Consider the following 20,665-nt stretch of genomic DNA (forward strand, 5'->3'; position numbering starts at 1 on the left):
ACTTCTCGCTGTGCTTGAGTCTCAAGCTCTTAAATACTAATTAGATAGTCAGGGGGTCAAGTCCACTTTCCTTAACCTGCTTCAATGCAGCAGGGGCGCTAAAGGTGGGCATAGAATAATCGCAGATAACGATATCCCATGTTTGCTCTGCGATCGCAGCTTTCATGGCTGTGGGTGTATCAATCCGTTCAAAGGTTACTTCATAGTCACCACGTTGTAGTTCACGCAGCAGCAACAAAGCGTCGTCTTCTGAATCCTCAACAAGTAATACGCGCAGTGGTATACCCATGTAATTCGTAATTCGTAATTAAGAAAGTCAGCCTTGCGTCTATAACCTGATTTTGGAGGATTGGTATAAGCTATATCCTTGGCGGTGATTCGTTTAAGACAAACCAGTACAATCCTAGTTGTCGCACCGCTTCACTGAATTGAGAAAAGTCTACTGGTTTGCGAACATAGCTGTTGGCTCCCAAGCTGTAACCATTGATTAAGTCTTGTTCCTCCTTGGACGAAGTGAGAATCACGACGGGAAGGATTTTTGTCCTGTCGTCGGTTCGCAGGTGTCGTAAAACTTCCAGACCATCCATTTTGGGCAGTTTCAAATCCAGGAGGATGATATGGGGCATAACGTTCATGTCGCGATCGGCGTACACACCTTTACCAAAGAGATAATCTAGAGCTTCCACCCCATCCCGTGCCACTACTACCTCGTTCATAATATTGTTTTTCTTCAGTGCGCGTAGGGTTAGCGCTTCATCGTCAGGATTATCTTCTACAAGTAAAATCATGTTGTATTCCTCGATTTAAAGGGTGAAGTAAAATGTTGCGCCTTGCTCTACTACGCTTTCTGCCCAGACACGGCCACCATGACGGTGAACAATCCGCTGCACAGTAGCTAGTCCGATGCCAGTGCCTTCAAACTCAGTCATGGCGTGCAGGCGCTGAAAAGCACCAAAGAGTTTGTCAATATAGGCCATATCGAAGCCAGTGCCATCATCACGAACAAAATACACATGGGTGTCATTTTGTTGTAAAAGCCCAAATTCTATTCGGGCTTTTTGATGTTTACCTGTAAACTTCCACGCATTACCCAGCAGGTTTTCTAGCACGATCCGTAACAGATGAGCATCACCATTAGCAACCAATCCCGGCGTAATGATAAACTCTACTTGGCGTTCTGGTTGGGTTTTGTGCAACTCTGTAGCGATCGCCTCCACTAATGCGCTGAGATCGACCTTTTCGTAACGCATCTCACTACGCGTTAATCGTGACAGATTCAGTAAATCGTCGATTAGTTGTGCCATCCGCTGGGTGGCTGCACGCACTCGTTGGAGGTAGTTTTGACCTAGTGCGTCCAGCTTGTCAGCATAATCTTCTAGGAGTGCTTGGCTAAAGCCGTCGATGCTCCGCAAGGGGGCCCGCAGGTCGTGAGACACAGAATAACTAAATGCTTCCATCTCTTTGTTAGTGGCTTCGAGTTGTGCTGTGCGTTCTACAACTCGCTGCTCAAGCTGGACGTTCAGGCGCAGAATCTCTGACTCCGCCTTTTTGCGCTCATTAATTTCAGTTTGCAATTCTTCGTTAGTGTTTCTAAGTTCGGCAGTCCGTTTGTTAACCTCTATCTCTAACTGATCACGAGCCTTTTGCAGAGAATTTTCCATCCGTTTGCGTTTGATAAGTTCCTGATTGGTGATTGTGGCTGCGAAACCGACGATAACAGAAGCGATAATGCTGCCAAAAATAGTCAGCAAAGTTGTTTGATGAGCGCTGGCGTTCGCCTTCATCGATCGCTGTTTCAATAACTCATTCTCTTCATTCTCCATAGCTGTGGTCAGGATTCGGATGTCTTCCATAATCTGCTGACCCCGATCTGTCTGAACTATTTGCAGCGCGGATTCTAAATTTTTGCTCCTAGCGTTAATCGTCTGTTCAATCAAAACCAGTTTTTTAGCAATCAGGGGTTCAAGGCGATCGAGCCGCCGCTGTTGATTGGGGTTATCTATAGTTAATTTGCGCAGAGCCTGAAGTTTCTCAGCAATCTCGCCAGTTACAGTGCGATACGGTTCCAGATAGCGTTCTTTGCCCGTGAGAAGATAGCCCCGTTGTCCAGTCTCTGCATCTTTGATCTGTGACATTACATCTTTTGTCTTTTCAAGCACCTCGCGTGTATGTGTTACCCATTGAGAGTTTTCTCTATACTGAAGCAAACTAAGATATGAGATTATGCCAACACCAGTCATAATTGCGACTGCTATTACAAAACTGCCTGTATTCTTTTTGTAAATAGCCCATTCCATTTTTACCTTCCTAGTTAAAAAAGTAGCTGCTGGCTAAATTGGTCAAAACGGTGAGCCAGCCCTGTAGAACGATAACAGTCGCTCTCTAGTGGCTATTTTCTTTTCTCTACCAGAAGCTGCGCCAATGAGACGCTTTGCGATCGCTGCGTTAGCGCCGCTAGGATCGTCACGCATTCCCGTCTTTGAAAGAGAAGGGTGAGAAGGGTAACTAGCAGCCCAACTACTCGTCATAGTTTTAGTAACTGATACCAAGTTTCTTAACTTTGAGAGCGAATTAGCTCTAATAAAGGATATCTATATTGGTTAATGATTGTGAGCGTATATTTTCTGAGACATAAGAAGGCAAATAATAAATTTTGTTAAATTATTCAGTATATTTCCGTAGCCATTTTCACGATATTTTCGCTTGCATTAATTACATTAATATGCTAATTGCAGCAGTAATTGCACTTAAAAACCTTTACTTATAATTAGCTTGATATTAAATTGATTAATAAATACGTAGATTAGATAGAAACATAAAGTACTGTCAGTGACCTGAAAAATTCTGCATCGTTAATGGATTGAGGCGAAATGTTTGTCAAATAGTGCCAATTTGCCAAAAAGCGCTGTCCTATCTACATTTTTGCCCTGAAAATCGAGCTTCCCTACGAGGGAAAGGTTAGGGGGTTAAGTTTTAGGTTGGTTTTTCAATATAAAGTGAAAAGTCAGGACAAATTATCAGGAGCTGTAGTACTTGAATGTGTAGTTAACAGTACTCCATCTACCTCTGTAGAGAACTAAAGAAAAAGTAATAAGTGCATAAAACTACAAAACCTAACTGTATCTATTTATAAAGGTTCAAATACAAAAAACTCAATCTAGTTTGAAATTATCAAGGTGAAAAATTATGACAAGCTTTATTCAAGTTCACTTACACAACGATCTACTGCACCCAGTCCGCAAGTGGTTGGAAACAATAGAAATTCATAACTCCAAATTGGCTCATTTCCTATGCAAAGCTATTCCTGCTCAGTGTCCCTTTGAACGAGACATTACGCTGTTTGGTCGGAAGCTATTTCATATTTCACCGATGTGTAAATTAAATCCACTATACGAAGAAGTAGTTGGTTTGCGTTTTAGAGCGCTCTGTTATCTTGCCGATGACTGCGGTGAAGATATCACAGCTTATTGCTGATAGTCAGTTGGATTGTTCTTCGATCGAGGTGCGATCGGTAATTGCAGACTTACGGTTGTTACTTACTCAGGTTTATACTAAGCTAACGTACACCTAATTAGATGTTTAGCTATTAAGTAGCTGACACCTCACTAAAGTGTTTCCAGACCGTATTGTTGCTTACCGTATCCTGCTGAAATCATTAACATCATCATGACGCACATCTTACTGATTGAAGATGAGGTCAAACTGGCACGATTTGTCGAATTGGAATTGAATTATGAAGGCTATCAAGTCAGTATTGCCTACGATGGATTGACTGCACTCACCGCAGCGCGTGAGTTACATCTGGATTTAGTAATTTTAGACTGGATGTTGCCAGGTTTGTCGGGGTTGGAAATTTACAGCCGCCTGCGAAGTATTGTTGATAAAGTGCCGATCATCTTATTAACCGTCAAAGATGAAGTGAGCGATCGCATTGCAGGCTTAGACGCTGGTGCTGATGATTACCTCGTTAAACCCTTCAGCGTTGATGAATTATTAGCCAGAGTCAGCGCTCACCTGCGAAGAAGCAACCAAGCAGAGTACGCAGATGTTTTAGAATTTGAAGACCTAAGTTTAAATCGTCGCACGCGCGAAGTGTACCGAGATCGGCGGTTAATTGAGTTAACTGCTAAGGAATTTGATTTACTAGAATATTTGCTGGCCCATCCGCGACAGGTAATTAGCTGCGATCGCATTTTAGAGGAAGTCTGGGGTTACGACTTCATAGGCGATGCCAACATCATTGAACCTTACATTAACTACCTGCGCCTGAAACTTGAAGCCAATAACGAAAAATGCCTCATTCAAACTGTGATCGGTGTTGGCTACACATTGCATGATTGAATTGGGCATTGGGCATTGGGCATTGAGAAAAGACAAGGTAGACAAGGAAAAGGGGAGAGATAAGGGAGAGACTTGTCTCCCCTGCTCCCCTGCTCCCCTTGTCCGCCTTCTAGTGTAAAATAATGCTAAAACTCCAAAATCTTCTATCATAGGAAGATTTGGCGTTTTTGGCAATCTCAGCAGAAACTCATCCAACTTAGAGTTAATTATATTAGGATGCACAAAGCTGTAATCATCCAAAATCCAAAACCCAAAATGGCATGACTTATCTAGAAACAGCAGCGCAATTCTATCGTGAAGTTGCCCAAACCCCGCAAGTTGGACTTTGTTGTGTACAAAGTACGCCTCTGCAACTACCAGGATTGAAAATTCCTTTGCCAATGCAAGAAATGAATTATGGTTGTGGCACTACTGTTCACCCCACCGAACTAGGAAACCAACCTACTGTGCTGTATGTCGGCGTTGGTGGCGGCTTAGAAGCGTTGCAATTCGCTTATTTTTCCCGTTATGCAAGTGCTGTAATTGCCGTTGAACCGGTTGGGGCCATGCGGGAAGCAGCTGCACGTAATCTGGAAATTGCTACTCAAGAAAACCCCTGGTTTAACACCAGCTTTGTACAAATCTGCGAAGGTGATGCTTTTAACTTACCTGTTGCTGATGCTAGCGTTGATATCGTGGCACAAAATTGCCTTTTCAACATCTTTGAACCAGAAGATTTAACTCGTGCTTTAAAAGAAGCATATCGGGTATTAAAACCAGGTGGACGCTTGCAGATGAGCGATCCAATTGCTACTCGTCCCATTCCAGCACATCTTCAAGAAGATGAGCGACTGAGAGCTATGTGTTTATCAGGCGCACTCACATATCAAGAGTATACTGAAAGGATTATAAATGCTGGTTTTGGTCAAGTTGAAATTCGTGCCCGTCGTCCTTATCGCCTATTAGATTCCCAGACTTATAATTTAGAAGAAAACCTACTTTTAGAAAGTCTGGATTCTGTCTCATTTAAAGTTGCAATTCCAGAAGATGGTGCTTGCATTTTCACTGGGAAAACGGCAATTTATGCTGGTTCTGAACCCTTCTTTGACGATTCAGCAGGTCATATACTTCAGCTAGGTATTCCGGCGGCGGTGTGTGATAAAACTGCTGCTAAACTTGCTGCTAGTAAGCCAGCAGAAATAATTGTTACCCATTCAACCTGGCACTATAGCGGTGGTGGCTGCTGTTAATTTATCTAAGAAAGAATTCAGGTGTCAGGAGCCAGAATTTAGAATGGTTCTGTGCGACTGGGTAATGAATGCACAATTTGAATCTTTCACTAATTACATTCTAATTTCTGAATTCTGACTTCTTCTTTATAAAATCCAAAATGTTGTTAATTAGTCTGTTTTTAGCTACGCTTTTTTTAGCATATTCAAAAGGAGCAAATGATAATTTTAAAGGTGTAGCAACGCTGTTTGGTAGCCGAACTAGCAGTTATCAAACAGCAATTTTGTGGGCAACTTTTACAACTTTTGCTGGTGCAATAACTGCAACTTTCTTGGCAGGAGCATTAATCAAAAATTTCTCTGGAAAAGGACTATTACCTGATGCGATCGCTAATGCTCCAGAGTTTCATTTGGCAGTAGCGATCGCTACTGGATTGACTGTAATCATTGCGACCCTCATGGGGTTTCCCATTTCCACAACTCACAGTTTAACAGGTGCGCTGGTTGGTGCTGGATTAGTGGCGATCGGACTACAAGTTAATTTTGCAGCTTTAGGAACTTCCTTTATTTTGCCTTTATTACTCAGTCCAATCATTGCTATTCCCCTGGGAGCAGGAATTTACAGCTTATCTGGCTATATTAATTCAAAATGGCATCTACCAGTCAACCAAAAAATGATTGATGGTTGCCATTTTTTGAGCGCTGGAATTGTCAGTTTTGCTAGAGGATTAAATGATACTCCTAAGATTGTTTCACTCATCCTAATTATTGAATATTTCTCGATTCAGGGAGGAATGATTACGATTGCGATCGCAATGGCACTTGGCGGTTTACTCAACTCTCAAAAAGTTGCAATAACCATGAGTGAAAAGATTACCTCAATGAATCCTACTCAAGGCTTATCAGCAAATATAGTAACTGGGGTTCTGGTGATTGCAGCTACTCGGTTTGGGCTTCCAGTTTCTACCACTCACGTTTCAGTCGGTTCTATTTTTGGTGTAGGATTAATTAGCAAAAAATCTAAATCTAATACTCGTGTTTTTTATCAGATTCTACTATCGTGGATTTTAACTTTACCAACTGCTGCAATTATTAGTGCAATCACCTACAGATTATTGCAAGGTTAAAAAAATTGAATATTGTTGTGCAATTGTTTAGGAGTAGTAACTAATGCAAATTCAAACAAAAATTATACTAGATACAGTAGTTACAGCCTTTAAAAATAAACTCAGTTCACCTTTGACCAAAAAAGGAATCACTGTTTTACAAATTAATCTAGGTAAGCGTTGTAATCTTGCCTGTACACACTGTCATGTCGAAGCCGGGCCAAAACGTACAGAAGAACTTTCTCCTGAAATTTGCGAACAATTGATTTTACTAATCCATAAATTTCCCGACATTAAAATTGTGGATTTGACTGGTGGTGCACCCGAAATGAATTATGGATTTAAGCCACTGGTAGAAGCAGCAAAAGCAACTGATAAACAAGTGATTGTCCGGTCTAATTTGGCCATTTATTTTGAAGATGGATTTGGTGATTTACCAGAATACTTTGCTAAACATCAAGTAAGAATTGTGGCTTCTCTACCCTGTTACTTAGCAGATAATGTTGATAAAATGCGCGGTACTGGTGTTTTTGATAGTTCAGTCAAAGCTTTGCAGTGGCTTAACCAACTCGGCTATGGTAAAGACCAAAATTTAATTTTGGACTTGGTTTTTAATCCTCAGTTGCCCACCAATGAAAAATTTTCTTTAGCTCCCGAACAGAGCAACCTAGAACAAGATTACAAAATGTTCTTACAAGAACATTTTAATATTGTGTTTAACAACCTCTTCACCTTTACCAACCTACCAGTTGGTAGAACCAAAATGCATTTAGAACGGAGAAAACTGTACGCTAGCTATTTGCAGTTTTTAGAGTCGCATTTTAATCCCAGTACAGTTGAACATTTAATGTGTCGCGATGAACTTTCAATTGACTATCTTGGCAATGTATATGATTGTGACTTTAACCAAATGATGAATTTGCCTGCAAAAATTCGCAATGGTGAAACTTTGACTGTTGGCAAATTGTTAGAAACTGGCAATTTAGACCTGATTAGTGAGGTACAAACTGCTGCTTATTGCTATGGTTGTACTGCTGGGTGTGGTTCTAGTTGTGGTGGCGCTTTGCTCTAAGAACTAGAGTATTTACTTTTCTGGCCCGACATCTCTCAGGAAGAGTCAGCATTTGTACATCGCTTTGCAGTTCGATACTGCTGGCTTGGGTTGTTGAACACGCACAAACACTTAGTAAACGTTATTTACGTCTAGATTACGATGATTCGCGTCCGCCCCTGAGAGCAGTATATGAAGGCTTTGGTTTCCGTTATCACAGCGACAGACAAGTTGGTGCTTATTTTGTCTCTCGCTATGAATATCAAATACCTCCACAAGTTACCTAAATTGATATGTCTTTTATCGATGAAATTAATCATGTCAATGCTTTGATTGTGGGAGCCAGCCAAGGTATTGGTTTGGGTTTTGTGAAAAAATTGCTACAAGATGACAAGATAGCTAAAGTTTATGCAACTTCTCGTCAACCGGAATCGGCCTCAGAGTTAATAGCTCTTGCAGACGAATATCCTGAGCGATTAATTTGTTTGGAGATGGATATTACTGACGAGTTGCAAATTATTGAAGCCGTTCAAAAAATATCTACTCAAGCTGACAAACTGCATTTAGTAGTCAACTGTGTAGGACTGTTGCATGAAGATACTTTGCAACCTGAAAAAAGCTTAAGACAAATTAATTCAGAAAATTTGCTGCGCTACTTTCAGATAAATAGTATTGGTGCTGTCTTACTGGCTAAACATTTATTGCCTCTGTTTCGTCATGGAGAACGCAGTGTGTTCGCCACTATTTCTGCTAAATTGGGCAGTATTGGCGATAACCAACTTGGTGGATGGTACGGCTATCGGGCTTCTAAAGCAGCACTCAATATGTTGATGCGAAATGCGGCAATTGAGTATAAAAGAAGTTGTCCGAAAGCATTAATAGTAACATTGCATCCGGGTACAACTGATACCCGCCTTTCCCGTCCTTTCCAGGGAAATATACCTGCGGAACAATTATTTTCAGTGGAACGTACCGTTACCCAATTATTGGCTGTCATCGAACAGCTTCAAGCAGGTGATAGTGGACACTTTTTCTCGTGGGATGGAAGCAGATTGCCTTGGTAACTGCGTTACGCTGGTGCTAATGAAACCTACGTTATTTGTAACCTCAGCCTATGAAGTTTTTTGTGCCAGCAGCCAAGGATGATATCAAAGCAGAGCAGGTATATAGTGCTCTTGCTCAGTCTCTTAAAGCACCAATAACCGAAAAGCGTATTTGGAAGTTACAGTGGCGTGATAACGAAATTGATATGGAATGCGAGGTAGGGAAACCTTTACCATCCTCTTATCAAACTGGGAAAGAGCTAGTTCTGGCAATCTTTGAGTGTGAAAACCTTTATAAGATTTGTACTCTTACCCGTGGAGGAGTAAAGGGAGAACCTATTTTGGTTGGAAAAAACTCTCAATCCTCAGCAACCTATTTTTCAGATAATCTAAATAACTGACTCTACATTTTAATATGCGATCGCCTGTTTGATAGAAGTGGATGCGATCGCAGTGCTAACGTAGTAGATAAAATCGCCCACCAGATATCTCAAGGTATGACTAACATTCAGATTTTTTTACCTGAGTCGATGAAAGTCTTTGTCGAAGAACAAGTAGCTAAAGGCGGTTATAGTTCAGCCAGTGAATATCTTCAAGAGCTAATCTTTCAAGAGCAACAGTGCAAAAGCCAAGAAGGAAAATGCGCTCAGTTGATGGCAAAGCTTCAGACACAGAGTCAACTGAACAATGAGGAGTTTGAAGTCGTTGCAGATAAGTTAGCTGACGAATTTGCGCTATGTGTTGGGTCAAATTTAGCAGTGCTGTCAGATTATGCTGTGACTCGTGAGAGTATTTACGAGGATCATCCTTAACAGTGGTATACCTCATAGATACTAATATCCTGCTGCGTTTTATAGATCGCACTTTCGTAACAAATTTTATAGTACAAACATACTTAAATAGATAAAGGTGCGTTACTCTGGTGCTAATGTACCTTGCTTGATAGTAAATTTAAAGCTGAAAATGGGAAGTATTTATAATCAGGATTTCTTTAATAATTTAGTTTTAAATCCATCTGAAAGTTTATCTGTAGAGATTAAAAGATGGATCGATCCTCAATCTAAAGAGGGTATGGCGAAGATAGCCAAGGCTTGCATTGCCCTCAAAAATAATGATGGAGGTATATTTTTGATTGGTTTCAACAATGATGGTTTTCCTGATATTCAGGGAGCGCATCAAAATCCAAGAGAAAGTTTTCATCCTGATGTTATTCAGTCTATTGCCAGTAAATTTTGCAGTCAACCTTTTGAAGTAAAAATTCATTATCTTAAAAAAGATGGTCAAGAGTATCCAGCATTAGAGATTCCTTCTGGATTTATAACACCTGTAGCAGCAAAAGCTGGGTTAAAGGATGAGCAAGGTAAGGATCTAATTAAAGCTCATACTGTTTACGTGCGAAGTCTGAATACAAATAATACTTTTAGCAGTTCAGAACCTCGCTGTAATGACTGGGAACGTATCATGAATTTATGCTTTGAGAATCGTGAAGCAGATATTGGTCGTTTTTTACGCCGCCATCTTGGTGGTGTCACGCCTTCTCTGCTCCGTGAATTGGCTTCCACAATTGCACAAGGAATACAACCAGAGGAATCAATTGAAGATAGACTGCGATGTTATCTTCAAGAAAGTGAAGAAAGATTTAACACCGTAGTTAAAGAACGTAGTATTACTTTACCAGAGCATGGTACTTGGCAGGTAGCATTAATAATTATCGGAGAAGTGCCTCAACACTCTGCAAATACGCAATTCCTTAATCTTTTGGCTTTCAACAATCCTCAATATACTGGTTGGCCTGTGTGGCTAGACAGTCGAGGTATTCTTGATAAAGACCAACCTTATGTTTATAACGAAGCTTGGGAAGCGCCTCTTTTTAGTCTGGGTTCAGGTTGGAGCAGGCACATTGACTTCATGCGGTTCGATCCAAAGGGTAAATTTTATTTGAGGCGAGCATTAGAAGATGATATGTCAGTTAAGAATTACGCACCCCCACCCATGACAGTTCTTGATTTTGCTCTACCTGTAATTAGAACGCCTGAAGCTATAGCAGTTGGTATTGAGTTTGCAAAGGCAATGGGTTGTGAGCCAGAAAAAACGCAATTAGCTTTTGCATTTAAATGGACTGGCTTGCGGGGACGTAGACTTAGTTCTTGGGCAAATGAAGAGCGTTCTGTTTGGTCAGAAGGTTCAGCATATCAAGATGAAGTTTTGGCGTTAGTTAATCTACCGCTTGAAACACCTCGCTCCGCGTTAGCACAGTACGTTAATCAGGCTGTTAGCCCTTTGTTTACGATTTTTAATGGATTTGAACTGAGTATAAATGTAATCGAAGATTTGACTAGACGGTTGATAGAAAGAAGGTTGTAGTCAGGATACTAAGAACTAGGAAACTCTAACTCAGCGCTTCCCCGTCCTAACTGCACTACCTCAGATGGTAGGTGTCGCTCTAACCAATCTTCCAAATCAGCCATTACCTCTCGATAATTAAGGTCACTCTGAATTTCGTGATAGGCTCCCGGGTACTCAATTCTCAGCTTATCTTTGCAGTTTACCCGTTGGCAAAAGATGTCGCTTCCCTCCGGCAAAGCTACTCGGTCTGCGCCACCATGCAGAATCAATAATGGTAATTGCCAATCACCTGCATGAGCATTAATCCAATTAACTGTTGCAAAGAATTCTGTAGCTAGACGGGCAGTAGCACGGGTATGTCGCATTGTATCCTGAGCGATCGCGGCTAAAACCTGCGGATCTCGTGAAGCAGCACTGATGTCAATGCCTGTATTCAGGGTGAAACGTGGCCATACCCGTGAGAGCATTTTTCCTAAAAGTACCCGAATAGGTGAAACCCCTACTTTCCCCAAGCTTGGCGCAAGAGCGATCGCACCCTGCAATAATGATGCTTGTTGAGGATAGCGCAGAATGTAATCTAAGACAATCACCGCGCCTAAACTGTGACCCAAAAGAAAAACTGGACATCCAGGATTCTGAGTCTGAATTAACTGTAAAAAAGCTCCCAAGTCTTCACGAAACTCACTCCAAGCGTTGATATAGCCTTGCTGACCCGGTGAGCGTCCATGACCACGCAAGTCTAAGCCGTAGACAGCGTATTGTTTGGGTATCAAATGCTCAATTATATTACTGTAGCGATCGCTGTGCGCTCCGAGTCCATGCACAATGGCTAATATTGCCTGGGCTTTACCCTCTGGATGCCAGCTTTGGTAATACAGTTCAAGTCCTCCAACACCTTGGAATCTGCCTTCTTTACGAGAAGCTAGGCGATCGCTATGGTCAATCATCTGGTTAATTTTTTACGTATTCTCCCAACAAGCTACTAAAAAGTCAACATCTATTCCTTTTTCCAAGTACGAGTTCCCCAAACAACTAGACAAAAGTGCCAAGAAGTAGACATAGCTTTGGAAAAATTGCAAAATGCGATGCTGGTTTTGCCAACTGATTACCAAGCCCCGTTGGGACGGGTGTAGGGGTTGCATGGTGGTAGGGGGGGAAGAACTAGCCCCAACCACCCGCATGAGTCTTTAGCCCTGCCTAAGAAGGGCAACCGTGAAGTCCTTTGGTTTCAATCCAAAGGACTTCACCTTACACCCTTACATCCTTAAACCCTTAAACCCTTACACCCCTAATGAACCTGAACCAACAGGATTAAAGCTGTTACGTTTATTTACTCAATCATATATTGTGGTGAAAGATTATTGTTCTAAAAAGTTTGTAACTTTGAAATTTGATGTTCCCTCCCAACAGTGGTTCAAAAATGCGTTTACCTGAGCATCTACTGCATCAACCGATTCCCTAGATGCATTAAATTGCACTGCTGTCACAATGTACTCAAAGATAATTACAAACTGCTTTTGGGGTGAAATTCTTTCGACTACAATTGTTTCACCTATCTTCGGGATTTGAGATACATTTACTACAAACGTCTCAATTTTCGGTTTATCTAATGGATTTTTGAAATTAAAGTATTTACAGTAAACAATAATTTTCACTTAGACAACCACCAATAACAATTCAAAAATTCAAAATTCAAAATTTTAGAGTATATGTATGGTGTGTTGCGCTTTGCTAACGCACCCTATATTTATTCCAAAAATCTGAATTGGAAAATTGTGAATATTATAGTAAATTTTTAAAAAATATCCCTTAGCTTATTTCTCTTGCCATAGCTGCCGCAACGACTGAAAAATCTTTACAAATCTCTCTTCTAGCCAGACCATAATATAATCAAGCCATTCCAAAAGTTGCTCTAAGGGGTGCTTTTCATAGCCAGTTGAAGTTGCTGTGGTTTCTATCCAGTCTGGCTGTGCCTCAACTTGACTGCTTTGGTGAAATTGCTGTTGCAAAATTTCCCCTTTACGACTCTCGCTTTTAGTTTGGGAAATGCGGGTTTGAGTTTGTTTTACAGAGGCGACTTTTCCAGATGTTTTTTGACTTGAGGCGAGATTACTACTTGGTTGTTTTCTTTGTACCAAACCAGATCCGACTTTAGATTGTTTTACACTCAAATTATTTTGTGGAAAATGCCCTATTGATAAACTTGGGGCTAAAGCAGGATTTTTCCCCCCAGAAAATGTAACTGGCTTGTCAGCAACGGTTTTGGTGTCACCAAATAAATCATTCCACGTTAGCCAAGGATCGTCTGTTAAATCCTGGTTCTCTACCAGAGGGCTTTTGGACAAAGCTTTTCTCAGGCGTGACGAAAATAGTTTACCTGGCAATCTCTCATTACTAGTTGTTGTCTCAAGTGTTTTTCTATTACCGACACCAAAAAAGTAATTAAGCGCCGCCTCAATCAAAGCCTGAAAATTCTGTGAATGAGTTTCTAAACCATCAGCGTTGGGGGCAATTTCTCCTTTGGCGGCTAATTGCTCTTTGCCATAAAGAAATATGTTTAACTGAGTTTGGGCAACTTGGACAATTTCCTGGCTACGTTCTTGCACTGGGACTAAAGCATTCGATTCCAACTTAGCAATGGCTATATCTAGAAATGCTAATAATCTATCTGTATTAAGTAAATCTTTTGGTATACCCTCGGCTAAAACTGGAATTTTAGCTGGATTTACGTCAGTGAGTTTTGCTAATAATCGGTCAATTTGTGGTAATAGCTGCGTTTCTTTTTTAGCTACAATCAAACGCCAGGACTGCCAGTAATTAGCAACTTCGTTAATAATTTGGTCTTCTAATTTTGCCTGTTGTTCGGGTGTTAATGTATCTATAATTTCATTGTCGGCAGTAACAAGTACTAAATTTCGACCCATCAAATTTGTGGCAATTCCTCGCACTATTGGAAGACGCTGTTGAAGGGCATTTTCTAATTGTGAAGGGTTGAGACTTACAGCTTGATTATCTGTAATATTTGATGATTGAGTAAGATTAGAGTTATTTTCAACGAACTTCAGCCGAAAAACTCCCAATAAAGCCAAGGGATTGAAATGTTCAGATGCTTTCCTAAGAGTGGAGACGGGTTCATCTGATGACAGGTAATTGACTGCCTCTAGTACATTTTGAATGGGACTATCAGCATTGGGTAGAGTTTCAGGCTGGAAATCGGTATCATTTGGTTGTAACTTTAATCTAGTTTGTGGTTCTTTAGTATGTAGCGTTTTCCCAGATGATTCAGATGACTGAAACAGTAGATACACGGGGTAAAGTAGTACCTCGACACCCCACTTAGTGGCAACTTGCAAATGCCGAAAGGTATGTTCCCACTGTTGTGTCACCCGCCGAGATTGCTGGTGGACAAAGTTAAATAGTCTGCTTTGATAACGACCAGAGGAACCAGAAGACATAGTAGTAATTTTTTAGTTCAAGTCTTGTTAAGTTGTGAGACTCGCGCCAAACAATAAAAACGACCAACACCTCATCTTAGCGAATATATGATCCCGACTGTCCCTCAATCCCTGACCAAATTTATCTCACAAGTAATTGAGCAACTGCGCTCTTTTTGTCAAGTTAATCTTCAGTCTACGTGGCTGTATCAGGAATCTGACTTAGTTATTACTGATGTTGTAGCTGCTGATTTGTCTCATTGGCAACCTGCCCAGTTGAATGCTAAAGAACATATTGCTTGGACGGGCGGGAAAAAAGTGCTATGGCTAGCCCAAAGATTGGTAGTTCCTCAAGATTTACACGGTTATCCCTTAGCTGGGTTATCTTTGCGGCTGGCGCTGGTTTGGTGGGCGGATTCTGCTGAGATTTATGTAAATGGCGAGTTAGTGCTGGAGGGTGATTTATTTGATTGTTCGCCGAGAGTGCTTCTCAGTCAGGGGGTGACGCCAGGGGAAGAATTCACTGTGGCTTTGCGGTTAGTGAGTCCGGGACATTGTGATGGTGCTTTAGTGCGATCGCTCCTAGTTTATGAGTCTTATGTTGATAATAATCCCGATCCGGGTTTTGTGGCTCATGAGTTAGCTGTAGTGCAGCTTTATTTGGAAAAATTTGCGCCGGAGAAGTTGGATGTTTTGGCGGCAATGGTGGGGGAGGTTACGAACCGCAGAAGCACAGAGGACACGGAGGAAGAGAAGGGAGAGTTGGTACAGTCGTTTTTATCTCTACGCCAAAATTTAATTCAATCTGATATCTTAGCCCCCTTTTTGAAGGCTACGGATATAAAATCTAAAATTTTTTTATTGGGTCATGCTCACTTAGATTTAGCATGGTTATGGCCTGTGAGTGAAACTTGGAATGCGGCGCAAAATACTTTTGAGTCGGTTCTGAAGTTGCAAGAAGATTTTCCTGAGTTAATTTTCTGTCATTCAAGTCCCGCACTTTATGCTTGGATTGAAGAACATCGCCCGGATTTGTTTAGGGCAATTCAAGCACAGGTAGCCGCCGGACGTTGGGAAGTTGTCGGCGGAATGTGGGTGGAACCAGAACTCAACCTGATTGCTGGTGAATCAATAGTCCGTCAGCTACTGTATGGTCAGCGCTACATCCAGGAGAAATTTGGCAAACTTTCAACTGTAGAATGGGTTCCAGATTCTTTTGGTTTCTGTGCAACTTTACCGCAGTTTTTCGCTAATGCCGGAATTGAGTATTTTGTGACGCAGAAGTTACGGTGGAATGATACTACTAAATTTGATTATGGGGCTTTTTGGTGGCGATCGCCTGACGGTAGCGAAGTCTTTAGTTTGATGTCTGCACTCATCGGTGAAAGCATTGACCCGGTTAAAATGGCAACTTATACTCTTGAGTGGCAAAGCCAAACTAGTTTACCAGAATCCCTCTGGCTTCCCGGTGTCGGCGACCACGGCGGCGGCCCCACCCGTGATATGTTAGAAACCGCCCAACGCTGGCAAAAGTCGCCTTTCTTCCCAGACTTAGAATTTACGACGGCTGAAAAGTATTTACAGCAAATCAGTAAAGGAGGCAGGAGGGAAGAGGCAGAATTCAGGAGTTATAATTCTCCCCCTACTTCCCCATCCCCCTCATCTCCCTCATCCCTCTCATCTCCCTCATTCCCCATCTGGAATGACGAACTATACTTAGAATTTCATCGCGGTTGCTACACTACCCACGGAGATCAAAAACGCTGGAATCGTCGTTGTGAAAATTTATTATATCAAGCTGAACTATTTGCTACCTTGGCAACTGTAAGCTGTGGTGTGACATATCCGAAAGCAGAAATTGAAGCAGCTTGGAAATTGGTGTTATTTCAACAGTTTCACGATATTTTACCTGGTTCTTCAATTACCCAAGTTTACACAGATGCCTTGCCTCAATGGCAACAAGTGGAACAAGTGGGAACGAAAATATTACAGGAATCACTTTTAGCGATCGCATCTCACATTACCCTATCAGAACCACCAAAACCCGATAGTCTGCCTATTTTTGTTTTCAATTCTCTCAATTGGCAACGTTCTGAGGTAGTCTCTGTAGCCTTACCCACACCACCAACAACTACCCAAGAATGGCAGATTTACGATGCTTCTGGCAAGCAGCTTGTCTCCCAATTATCTGAACCATCAACCCTACTATTTCTTGCCACCGAAATTCCACCCGTAGGCTACCGCATATTTTGGCTTTCCCCTTCACTCCCCAGTACAGACGAGATTAATCGCGTCTCTCCCTCATCTCCCCCACTCCCCTCAGACTGGATTTTAGAAAATGAATTCTTGCGAGTTGTTATAGATCCTGACACCGGAGATTTATCAAGTGTTTTTGACAAAACTTATCAGCGAGAAGTTTTGAGTGGGGCGGGGAATCAACTGCAAGCTTTTAAAGACAGTGGGCAATATTGGGATGCTTGGAATATAGACCCCAATTATGCTCAACATCCCTTACCCTCAACAAATCTTCAATCTATTCAATGGTTAGAACAAGGCCCGGTGCAAAGTTGTGTGCGCGTAGTGCGTCAGTTGGGTGAATCGGAATTTTGCCAAGACTATATTTTGCAAGCTGGTTCACCTCTGCTGAACATCGCTACAACTGTCAATTGGCAAGAAAATCATGTATTAGTGAAAGCTGCTTTTCCTCTAAATATTGAAGCCGACTTTGCTACTTATGAAATTCCCTGTGGTGCAATTCGCCGCCCAACTAAACCGCAAACCCCCGCAGAACAAGCAAAATGGGAAGTTCCTGCTTTGCGTTGGGCTGATTTAACAGCAGAGGACACACAGACAAATACCGCAATCCCAAATCGTTATGGTGTCAGTTTGCTCAATGATTGTAAATACGGTTATGACAGCAAACCAAATCAACTCCGCCTCACACTGCTACGCAGTTCTAATTGGCCAGACTCAGAGGCTGACCGAGGTTTTCATGAGTTCAAATATACCTTGTATCCTCATGCTGATAGCTGGGAATCAGCCCATACAGTACGGCGTGGCTATGAATTGAATATACCGTTGCAAGTGATATTGAATTGGCCACTGGCTCAACCCTCCGCTACCGCTAACAGCACTATTGAAGGAGTAAGTTTCTTAGATTTATCAGCTGAAAATTTAATCTTGATGGCCTTGAAGCCATCTGAAGATGATCCACAGCAGTTAATTCTGCGATGTTATGAATCTCACGGAGAAACAGCCGAGTTATCTTTGCAAAGTGATTTAGGGTTAAATCTAGGAAATACAGTAGATTTATTAGAGCGTTCCGCCAGTACTGAATTTTCATCTCAGCAACAAATCTTGATGATACAACCTTGGAAAATCACTAATTTCAAGGTGATACCAGCGATTAATCCCAGGCTGGAGTGAGCCATTATAGTTAATGGTTAGTGGTTAATAGAATAACAACTAACCATTAGAGAGACATCTGGTGAAATTAAATATGTGTTATCCAAACCTTTGTAGAGATGTAGCAGTGCTGCGTCTCTACATTCTTTTTCACCAGATTTCTATTAACAATTGGCTTATATCATGTCCGGCTAATTAGTTATAATTCCCGAATCTATCTAGAAAGACCAAAAACCCGTCCCCTCTGCCCCTCTGCACCTTTGCCCCTCTGCGGTCTTAATGATAAGTCTTTAACCGGACACGATATTATTTGTATCACCAGTCCTCAATAGGCATCTCTAGAAACTAATTATATGCCTTATCCGAAATCCTTAGTAGGCAAAATTCATGTAGCTAAGGGCTTCCCGTATCACTTCGTCGAAGCAAGCTGCGCGTAGCGTCTCTGTTATGAGAAGGGTATTATGCCTACGTCATTTTTACTCATATCTCTAATACCGTCGTCGGATAATCTGGTATCGTCCGAAGGGCTGCCGTCGTTCGATAATCTGGCGTTGTCCAAAACGCTGCCGTCGTTGGATTCGCTGATATCGTCCGTAAGGCTGCCGTCGTTGGATTCTCTGGTATCGTCCGTAGGGCTGCCGTCGTCGGATTATCTGCCGTCGTCGGATTCTCTGGTATCGTCCTGACCACCGTTGAGCAATCAAAAGCTCTCCAGTTTTATTTCCAACTATGTTGGCATCTGGGGCAACGCTCTGTTCATTCAGAGAATTATTTAAAGAAATATCTTTCGCTTCAGCTAATAAGGGCGGAGACACAAAGGCAAATAGCAATACTGCTATTGAAGATAACTTCCTGAAACCTTTCATGTTTTTGCTTCTCTAAACTTTCGGTAATAACTTTATTAAAACACTTTAAAGTTGGAAAGTTACCGTTTGCGCACTTTTTTGAACTTAATTTAGTATGAAATTCAATATTGCAATCTCACCCTTTGGTATAATTGTAATTTTTATAAACTTGTGTATATAAATAGTTGGTATTTAACAGTATGTAATTTTTTTAACCACATAGATAAAGTATACAGTTATTAATTAAATAAGCTACATTTTTTCTTGTGAGATGGGTTCAAAAGCCTTACTGGGTAAAGGAAATACCCTTCATATTTTTGATTTGGGAAAACTTTATATCAGACTTATCTCCATCCCACAAGATATATCAAAACTGTATCAAATACAAACGATAACTGCTAAATATTCTTAGCGTCAGCTGTAAATAATAATCTGTCACTGAGTTTGTATCTCCGACCAACTATCTTGTTAAGTGCTGGGTTTTTCCTATCTTCTTCCTCCTTTTCCTTTAAGGATATCTTTTGCTACCTCCACCTACCACACCAATTTTGTGGCGATAGGAAAGTTCAGCACCGAACCAACCAGAAGCACTGGTTAGTGTACCAACAACGAGCGAGATTAACAGTCCCCAAGGTACTATTCGGGACTCAGCGTCGCCCAAGCGTAGGAGAAAGTTAACGAATGATAAAACTAGTATAGAAACGTTAAGTATCAAATGCGTCCAACCGGCGCTGCGTTTGCGGACTCGTTCAATTTTCACAAAGTCGCTCAGACCGATCGCAGATGCAAGGACACCTCCAGCTAATCCAAGTCCGATTAACCATAGGGAAGCCCTAGCCCAAAAGAAATCGCTAGTTAACCAGTAACCGATATCACTTCCCAAAGCAGCAGCTAAAAATGCTATGGGAAAAATCACACTCAACGGGTGTAGGGGATGTCCGGCGATCGCAACTGTACTCGGTACACCAGTATCACGATACTCACTGTCGTTACTTTCAATAACTGGTGGAATATTTGGGAAAGGTGTTGAACCTACTTGCGTTGTTTCTGTCGTTTCCATTATTAGTATCCTGAATTTATCAACGTTACATTTTTAAGCTGAAGGAATTTTTTCCACATGAGCTTCAGCCTGTAAGATTAATTTGCCTACTTCTACTTTTAGTTGATTGACTTTTAGAGTCATACCTTCTAAATCAAAGTTACTTAAATTCAAAATTTCGCTAGTTTGATCTACCAAAGCTTTTGTCAAATCTGGCGATATTTCCTCACTTTCGCCATACTCAATATTTTCCAAAGTCACACTTTTTCCATTGCTGTTAATTTTAGGAACTGCGGAAAAAGCAACTTGCTGATTTTCACCAGTTTCTACTAATTTTATGCTGGCATTTAGTGCTACTTTCCCATCACCCGGTAATCGAAACTCTACTTCTTGAGGTTCAATAGTCGTCAGCTGTCCGTTAATATCTATTTTTTGACTTTGCAGTTGCGATCGCACGTATTCGGAGTTGAAAGCACGATTGATATCAGCTTCGGTTAACACAACCCGTGTATGAGCTTCAGTCGGTTTAGTGAGTTCAATTTTGCCAAAAGCCACACTTAGAGGATTAATAGCAACACTAGTCATTTGCATTTCAAATTCCTCCATGCGGAGGTCTTTTTGCATGACCATACCTTCACCTTGAATCGTGACCTCATCAACCTCTCCCTGAACCAGTTTCAGCGGATCTGTCTTGATATCTACATCTAAATTTTCTACTTCATCTAGTTGACTAGATAATCCTATTTCTGCCGCTTTATTGAGCGCTTGCTCTCCTAATCCAGGATTGTCTGACATTTATGTAAATTAACTCCTGTTGAAAGCACATCCTTGAGTAAATCTAATAAAC

At 41.3% G+C, this 20,665-nt stretch carries 22 protein-coding genes and 1 pseudogene; 11 read left to right on the forward strand and 12 right to left on the reverse strand.

Going from position 1 to position 20,665, the window contains the following annotated elements:
* Positions 1-40: 40 nt before the first annotated feature.
* The 6 genes and pseudogenes from HWQ58_RS10385 to HWQ58_RS10400 form a co-directional block, all read right to left on the reverse strand.
* The gene (locus HWQ58_RS10385) at positions 41-289 is read right to left on the reverse strand and encodes a response regulator (RefSeq protein ID WP_292861304.1); all 249 of its coding nucleotides are present in this window, start codon (positions 287-289) and stop codon (positions 41-43) included.
* 70 nt (positions 290-359) lie between these two features.
* Entirely contained in the window at positions 360-788 is a 429-nt protein-coding gene (locus HWQ58_RS10390; RefSeq protein WP_292861307.1) for a response regulator, read from the reverse strand.
* A 15-nt stretch (positions 789-803) separates the two neighbouring features.
* Positions 804-1,661 (reverse strand): ATP-binding protein, encoded by an 858-nt coding sequence (locus tag HWQ58_RS38405; protein WP_366837709.1) that lies wholly within the window; start codon positions 1,659-1,661, stop codon positions 804-806.
* A complete protein-coding gene (locus HWQ58_RS38410; protein ID WP_366837711.1) occupies positions 1,633-1,800 on the reverse strand; it encodes a BA14K family protein in 168 nt (55 codons plus the stop codon). The genes HWQ58_RS38405 and HWQ58_RS38410 overlap by 29 nt, the downstream gene beginning before the upstream one ends.
* A pseudogene (locus HWQ58_RS38415) lies at positions 1,797-2,297 on the reverse strand (CHASE3 domain-containing protein); the annotation flags it as partial. The gene HWQ58_RS38410 and the pseudogene HWQ58_RS38415, both read right to left, overlap by 4 nt.
* 42 nt (positions 2,298-2,339) lie before the next feature.
* A complete protein-coding gene (locus tag HWQ58_RS10400; RefSeq protein WP_292861313.1) occupies positions 2,340-2,528 on the reverse strand; it encodes a hypothetical protein in 189 nt (62 codons plus the stop codon).
* A 658-nt stretch (positions 2,529-3,186) separates the two neighbouring features.
* Between HWQ58_RS10400 and HWQ58_RS10405 the strand changes: the two genes are divergently transcribed.
* The 10 genes from HWQ58_RS10405 to HWQ58_RS10450 all read left to right on the forward strand — a co-directional run bounded on the left by HWQ58_RS10405 (position 3,187) and on the right by HWQ58_RS10450 (position 11,113).
* On the forward strand, positions 3,187-3,474 hold the full coding sequence (locus HWQ58_RS10405; protein WP_292861316.1) for a Mo-dependent nitrogenase C-terminal domain-containing protein: 288 nt from the start codon (positions 3,187-3,189) through the stop codon (positions 3,472-3,474).
* Positions 3,475-3,666: 192 nt separating this feature from the next.
* Positions 3,667-4,341 (forward strand): response regulator transcription factor, encoded by a 675-nt coding sequence (locus tag HWQ58_RS10410; protein ID WP_292861319.1) that lies wholly within the window; start codon positions 3,667-3,669, stop codon positions 4,339-4,341.
* Between the two features lie 260 nt (positions 4,342-4,601).
* Complete coding sequence (gene arsM / locus HWQ58_RS10415; protein WP_292861322.1) at positions 4,602-5,570, forward strand: arsenosugar biosynthesis arsenite methyltransferase ArsM; 969 nt, start codon at positions 4,602-4,604, stop codon at positions 5,568-5,570.
* Between the two features lie 140 nt (positions 5,571-5,710).
* Positions 5,711-6,676, forward strand: coding sequence for an inorganic phosphate transporter (locus HWQ58_RS10420; RefSeq protein ID WP_292861325.1), 966 nt, complete (start codon positions 5,711-5,713; stop codon positions 6,674-6,676).
* Between the two features lie 64 nt (positions 6,677-6,740).
* The gene (arsS, locus tag HWQ58_RS10425; RefSeq protein WP_292861381.1) at positions 6,741-7,727 is read left to right on the forward strand and encodes an arsenosugar biosynthesis radical SAM (seleno)protein ArsS; all 987 of its coding nucleotides are present in this window, start codon (positions 6,741-6,743) and stop codon (positions 7,725-7,727) included.
* Positions 7,706-7,993 carry a hypothetical protein gene (locus HWQ58_RS10430; RefSeq protein ID WP_292861328.1) on the forward strand — a complete coding sequence of 96 codons (288 nt, stop codon included), beginning with the start codon at positions 7,706-7,708 and terminating at the stop codon, positions 7,991-7,993. Before arsS ends, HWQ58_RS10430 begins: the two co-directional genes overlap by 22 nt.
* Positions 7,994-7,999: 6 nt before the next feature.
* On the forward strand, positions 8,000-8,770 hold the full coding sequence (locus tag HWQ58_RS10435; RefSeq protein WP_292861332.1) for an SDR family NAD(P)-dependent oxidoreductase: 771 nt from the start codon (positions 8,000-8,002) through the stop codon (positions 8,768-8,770).
* 50 nt (positions 8,771-8,820) lie between these two features.
* A complete protein-coding gene (locus tag HWQ58_RS10440) occupies positions 8,821-9,150 on the forward strand; it encodes a hypothetical protein (protein WP_292861334.1) in 330 nt (109 codons plus the stop codon).
* A 96-nt stretch (positions 9,151-9,246) separates the two neighbouring features.
* Positions 9,247-9,561 (forward strand): hypothetical protein, encoded by a 315-nt coding sequence (locus HWQ58_RS10445; RefSeq protein ID WP_292861336.1) that lies wholly within the window; start codon positions 9,247-9,249, stop codon positions 9,559-9,561.
* A gap of 151 nt (positions 9,562-9,712) precedes the next feature.
* Complete coding sequence (locus HWQ58_RS10450) at positions 9,713-11,113, forward strand: ATP-binding protein (RefSeq protein ID WP_292861339.1); 1,401 nt, start codon at positions 9,713-9,715, stop codon at positions 11,111-11,113.
* A gap of 8 nt (positions 11,114-11,121) precedes the next feature.
* Here the strand turns inward: HWQ58_RS10450 and HWQ58_RS10455 are convergent, their stop codons facing one another.
* The 3 genes from HWQ58_RS10455 to HWQ58_RS10465 form a co-directional block, all read right to left on the reverse strand.
* Positions 11,122-12,042 (reverse strand): alpha/beta hydrolase, encoded by a 921-nt coding sequence (locus tag HWQ58_RS10455; RefSeq protein WP_292861342.1) that lies wholly within the window; start codon positions 12,040-12,042, stop codon positions 11,122-11,124.
* Between the two features lie 411 nt (positions 12,043-12,453).
* Positions 12,454-12,750, reverse strand: a complete 297-nt coding sequence (locus tag HWQ58_RS10460) for a hypothetical protein (RefSeq protein ID WP_292861346.1) — start codon at positions 12,748-12,750, stop codon at positions 12,454-12,456.
* A gap of 159 nt (positions 12,751-12,909) precedes the next feature.
* A complete protein-coding gene (locus HWQ58_RS10465; RefSeq protein ID WP_292861349.1) occupies positions 12,910-14,550 on the reverse strand; it encodes a hypothetical protein in 1,641 nt (546 codons plus the stop codon).
* An 87-nt stretch (positions 14,551-14,637) separates the two neighbouring features.
* Between HWQ58_RS10465 and HWQ58_RS10470 the strand changes: the two genes are divergently transcribed.
* Positions 14,638-17,955: an alpha-mannosidase gene (locus tag HWQ58_RS10470; RefSeq protein ID WP_292861352.1), complete on the forward strand. Its 3,318-nt coding sequence runs from the start codon at positions 14,638-14,640 to the stop codon at positions 17,953-17,955.
* 467 nt (positions 17,956-18,422) lie between these two features.
* Here HWQ58_RS10470 and HWQ58_RS10475 read toward each other — a convergent pair whose 3' ends face one another.
* From HWQ58_RS10475 to HWQ58_RS10485, 3 genes are all read right to left on the reverse strand, one after another.
* Positions 18,423-18,800: a hypothetical protein gene (locus HWQ58_RS10475; protein ID WP_292861355.1), complete on the reverse strand. Its 378-nt coding sequence runs from the start codon at positions 18,798-18,800 to the stop codon at positions 18,423-18,425.
* A gap of 487 nt (positions 18,801-19,287) precedes the next feature.
* Complete coding sequence (locus HWQ58_RS10480; RefSeq protein WP_292861358.1) at positions 19,288-19,839, reverse strand: DUF2231 domain-containing protein; 552 nt, start codon at positions 19,837-19,839, stop codon at positions 19,288-19,290.
* A 33-nt stretch (positions 19,840-19,872) separates the two neighbouring features.
* Positions 19,873-20,613: a DUF2993 domain-containing protein gene (locus HWQ58_RS10485; RefSeq protein WP_292861361.1), complete on the reverse strand. Its 741-nt coding sequence runs from the start codon at positions 20,611-20,613 to the stop codon at positions 19,873-19,875.
* Between the last annotated feature and the right edge of the window lie 52 nt (positions 20,614-20,665).

This window comes from Nostoc sp. LPT, assembly GCF_017115165.1.
Classification (GTDB): Bacteria; Cyanobacteriota; Cyanobacteriia; order Cyanobacteriales; family Nostocaceae; genus Nostoc.